The following is a 4,068-nucleotide window of genomic DNA, read 5'->3' as shown; positions in this document are numbered from 1 at the left end:
TGCGTGTCCAATTCGGCTTCAAGCATTTCTTGGACGGTGCTCGCGAAAAGATCCTTGAGCATGCTTTGGACGTCGTGAATATCCTTCAACTTGCCTTCTCGAATGAGTTGACGGATTTGCTCCTTGGATATCAGTTCCATGTACGTTCACTCCCCTTGTAGACTCCCACTCCTGGGTTCGGGGAGTTTACACAGTTCATTTTACACTCTCTGCTAGCTATGGAAACAGTGGCGCCTCCAAGATCACCGTAAATGTTGCGCACGGCCTTCCACTGCTCTTCGATCACCTGAAAGTGTTCGTTTGCGTGTTGGATGGTGTGTGATATGTCTTTTACTCCTGCCACAATTTCCTTACCTTCTTTCAATACTCCAAGTGACGGAACAAGCGCAGCTATATCTAAGCCAACTGTAGCCGGGCTTTGCTTTCCCTCAAAGGCTAAAACCCCATCTGCAGTTACAGCTACTACCCCTGCAATAAATGACACAGATTCAGCAACCTCTGCAACCTCCGGATTCCATGCGGTCAGTACTACTGCGGTCGCTGCACCTGCAGAAATTCATCCAGCCACCTTCGCAACATCTTCGATCCAATGATCTGTCTTGTCACCACCCGATGACTCACGCACCTTCCGTTTTCCCCTGCTCGTGCGCCGCGTCATCCTACGCCTTCGTAGACTCAAACACATTCGCATGAGCTTGCGCCTGCGAGTACGCCGCTTGTGCTCGACTCACCACATAAGAAGTCGACCGTTCAACAGCATCCCTGGTCGATTTCACGCTGCGTTCGTCATCCGCGCTTCCGCAATTAAAATACTGCGAGTAGAGCCGATACGCCTCATCCGAAATTGTGATGTGCACGGGCGCCAACGACACCGACGGTTCTGTCTCCGACTTCACATCGCGTCCTGCGGCCGAGGCGTCACACGGTTCGCTTCTCCCGTTCTTGACGATGTTTCGTGATACGCCGTGTGACTCGATGCATACCAATCCTCGGCTACCGCATAGGGTCTGATGCGGATCCTGCCTCACCAGAAATGGATGTGGCCCCCTGACATAATCGATCTTTACGAAATGTTCTCACAACGTCAAGCAGGAAGTCCATTTATGGATGGAGGATCCTCCGCGCTTATGTGGTCACTCTCCCGGTGTCCGATTTACCTCACCATCAACACCACCTGCCTCGCCCTGTCGGGGTTCGCCTTGTATTCCGCGATGGCGCGTTTCAGGTCCTCCGTAAGCGTCAAACCGAGCACACCTCGCCGCGGTGCGGGCGAGACCGGGTAATGGTCTCAAAACGGACCGAGGAGGGTGCTCTGGGTGTCAAGACAAGAGTTACGTGAGCAATGGGAACAACGGGTCGCCCGCCGAGTTTCGGGCCAGCGGCCAAAGCGTCGCAGCGTGGGGTGCTGCTCGTGGTATTCCACCGCATCCATTGCACTCTGGCTGCGGAAGTTCTCGGACGACCGCCCCGTGGAAAGGACTTCGTCTGTCCGATGGCTGTCCGTGCAGGTAGATGAATCGCCCATACCCAGCACGGACACGGTCGTGTTGCATGTGAGCAATGTCGAGATCGAGATCAAACCAGGATTTGATCCACTGCTACTGCGACAGGTGGTGCAGGTGCTGATGACGACATGCTCACCGAGTGGGCGACCGAGGGACGCGTATACCTGGCGTGTGGTGCCACAGATATGCGTAAGTCTATCGACGGACTCGCTGCGCTCGTTCAGGAGCAGTTCCAACTTGACCCGTTCTCTCCATGCTTGTTCGTGTTCTGCAATCGTCAGCGGGATAAGTTCAAGATCCCGCACAAGGGACCACAACGGCTTTTGGGTTCACTATCGACGGCTGGAACGCGTCCGATTTCAGTGGCCCATTGATGATGCTGGCGGCACCATTCTCGTCAACCGCAGGCAATTGCGCTGACTGCTGGTCGGGCGGCCTGAATCCTTTTGCCTACTTGGAGTACCTGTTCGAGAAGCTGCTGAACATGGACACGGATGACAAAACTGCCATGGCCGCGTTGTGGCCATGGTCAGAGACGCTACCAGCTCATACTGGGATCCGGAAATAAGACATGCTGACGAGCCCCGTTGCAGTTGTGGCGGGGCTTTGCTCCACATGGTCGGCGACCGAGCGGATGCCTCGCAAGGTGTGTTCGGTTTGACGCTTACGTTACGCATGCATTCTCGGGAGTCAAGAGAGAAGCGAACGTATGTGTGGGGAACGAAACGCGATGATTTTGAGGAATCGAATCCGCTGTTTTTGGGAATCCAGTGCGATTTTTTGGGGAGTTTTAAGCCGATGTTGACAGCAGTGTTCCACAACAAACACCCATCGCGGCGAGAAGCCACCAAGTTAGCCAGACCAAGTGTGTATGAACCCATGGGATCAAGTTTAGAAAAACGAAACCGAATCCAGCTGCCACCACGACCATAATAGTACGATACATGTTATACAGTTGTTAAGCTACTTTGGATCTCATGACGGGACACTCGCTTGCCAACGCAACCGCCCATTTACATACGTTTCCTGTAGAAAATTATAAATCTCACGCAAGCAATACTTACTATTACGGCACACGTGGCTAAAGAAGCACAAGCCAGTCCTGCTATATACCATCTTGCATGTTGTTCGATCCAAGGAATTGAATCGAGAAGCCAAAATAATAGTGCTGTAGATATAATCCCAACTCCTGCTTTATACATCACTTCAAGTTGTTCTGCCGCTTTCTTCATGATCACCCCTCCTTTTGTTTCTTATCCGATGATGATAACGTGTTTACAGATGATCACGCTGTCCCTCTTCCTCTGCGGCGCGGGCCATGGCCGCTTGCGGAGATTGCTGCTCTGCTTGTCGCGCGCGTTCAGCCGCCCGTTCTTGCCGGATCTGCTCGTCGCACTGCCTCGCAATGTCGGGGATCGCTTTGTATCCCGCGGTGACGCGTTCCAGGTCCTCCGTCTGGAACAGACGTACGACAACGGTCCGCGTTCGCCTCATCTACAGTTCTTCGGCACCATTGTCAAAGCGATATTTGCGGGTGATGTTGCCGCAACCGGGACAACAAACACTCCCGATGCCGCGCGGGCACACGCGCCCATCATGATCCGTTTCTCGTCGGTCGCGGTAACTCGAATCGACTGACGAGGAGGACTCGCCGAACAGGCGGCACGCAGGAGTCATTCGGCGAAACCCTCAGTTATTAAAAACAACCTTTGATAGAAACTAAGTTTAAAACAAACGGGACTTTCAGTTTTGCTCATTCCAAATGAATATACTCGGACATCTTCTTCAATATACCTCTCAACCACTCTATTGGATCTTCGAAGACCACACCATCCGCCCAATAATCGATAAACGATCTCTTATAGCTAGGATCATCTGGTCCACCCAAGAATTCCTTTATAATTTCGATAAGTTCGCGTATCTGCTCAGTTGAGTGTTCCATAAACACTTCTTGCAATCCGCTCTCGGTCGATGCGACATCTTGGTGCCAATAACCACCCAGGAAATTTTTCAATCTCTCTTCAAATTCAGCTTTCAAAATAATCCTCCTCACTTAATTGGATAGGAGGTTTCGCCTCATCTACAGTTCTTCGGCACCATTGTCGAAGCGATATTCGCGGGTGAGGTGCGGCAACCGGGGCAACAAAGCTCCGATGCCGCGCTGGCACACCAGCATCCATCATCGTCCGTTTCTCGTCGGTCGCGGTAAGTCGAGTCGAATGACGAGGAGGACTCGCCGAACGAAAAGGCTGAGATGACAGAGCTACCGACTCCAACGACTGGTCCGCCACTTCGGAGTCAATAAAAAGAAACGAGAATGAAGTTATTATAGAAGCAATTGACGCTTTATACGGAGAGTGTAAAATGAACTGTGTAAACTCCCCGAACCCAGGAGTGGGAGTCTACAAGGGGAGTGAACGTACATGGAACTGATATCCAAGGAGCAAATCCGTCAACTCATTCGAGAAGGCAAGTTGAAGGATATTCACGACGTCCAAAGCATGCTCAAGGATCTTTTCGCGAGCACCGTCCAAGAAATGCTTGAAGCCGAATTGGACACGCA

General features: G+C 52.0%; 5 protein-coding genes and 3 pseudogenes. 4 read left to right on the top strand and 4 right to left on the bottom strand.

Annotation, left to right across the window (positions count from 1 at the left end; all coding sequences use genetic code 11):
• Together BW934_RS15605 and BW934_RS14915 are read right to left on the bottom strand one after the other, a co-directional pair.
• Positions 1 to 140: pseudogene (locus BW934_RS15605) on the bottom strand ((2Fe-2S)-binding protein); the annotation flags it as partial.
• A complete protein-coding gene (locus BW934_RS14915; RefSeq protein ID WP_143232702.1) occupies positions 131 to 484 on the bottom strand; it encodes a hypothetical protein in 354 nt (117 codons plus the stop codon). The gene BW934_RS14915 and the pseudogene BW934_RS15605, both read right to left, overlap by 10 nt.
• Positions 485 to 1,633: 1,149 nt before the next feature.
• Here BW934_RS14915 and tnpB point away from each other — a divergent pair.
• A complete protein-coding gene (gene tnpB, locus BW934_RS15540; RefSeq protein ID WP_076349303.1) occupies positions 1,634 to 1,879 on the top strand; it encodes an IS66 family insertion sequence element accessory protein TnpB in 246 nt (81 codons plus the stop codon).
• A 59-nt stretch (positions 1,880 to 1,938) separates the two neighbouring features.
• Positions 1,939 to 2,073 (top strand): annotated as a pseudogene (locus BW934_RS15290) (transposase domain-containing protein); the annotation flags it as partial.
• Positions 2,074 to 2,518: 445 nt separating this feature from the next.
• Here BW934_RS15290 and BW934_RS14910 read toward each other — a convergent pair.
• Positions 2,519 to 2,737 carry a hypothetical protein gene (locus BW934_RS14910; protein WP_143232701.1) on the bottom strand — a complete coding sequence of 73 codons (219 nt, stop codon included), beginning with the start codon at positions 2,735 to 2,737 and terminating at the stop codon, positions 2,519 to 2,521.
• A gap of 49 nt (positions 2,738 to 2,786) precedes the next feature.
• Here BW934_RS14910 and BW934_RS14520 point away from each other — a divergent pair, with 49 nt between their 5' ends.
• Complete coding sequence (locus tag BW934_RS14520) at positions 2,787 to 3,143, top strand: hypothetical protein (RefSeq protein ID WP_076349301.1); 357 nt, start codon at positions 2,787 to 2,789, stop codon at positions 3,141 to 3,143.
• Positions 3,144 to 3,258: 115 nt separating this feature from the next.
• On the opposite strand, the gene BW934_RS14515 is transcribed toward BW934_RS14520, so the two are convergent.
• Positions 3,259 to 3,543, bottom strand: a complete 285-nt coding sequence (locus BW934_RS14515) for a contact-dependent growth inhibition system immunity protein (protein WP_076349299.1) — start codon at positions 3,541 to 3,543, stop codon at positions 3,259 to 3,261.
• A gap of 385 nt (positions 3,544 to 3,928) precedes the next feature.
• Here BW934_RS14515 and BW934_RS15600 point away from each other — a divergent pair.
• Positions 3,929 to 4,068, top strand: a pseudogene (locus tag BW934_RS15600) ((2Fe-2S)-binding protein); the annotation flags it as partial.

Source organism: Alicyclobacillus vulcanalis (genome assembly GCF_900156755.1).
In the GTDB taxonomy this organism is placed as follows: domain Bacteria; phylum Bacillota; class Bacilli; order Alicyclobacillales; family Alicyclobacillaceae; genus Alicyclobacillus; species Alicyclobacillus vulcanalis.
Note: the sequence above shows the minus strand (reverse complement) of the source record. Positions and strands in the feature narration are given on the sequence as shown.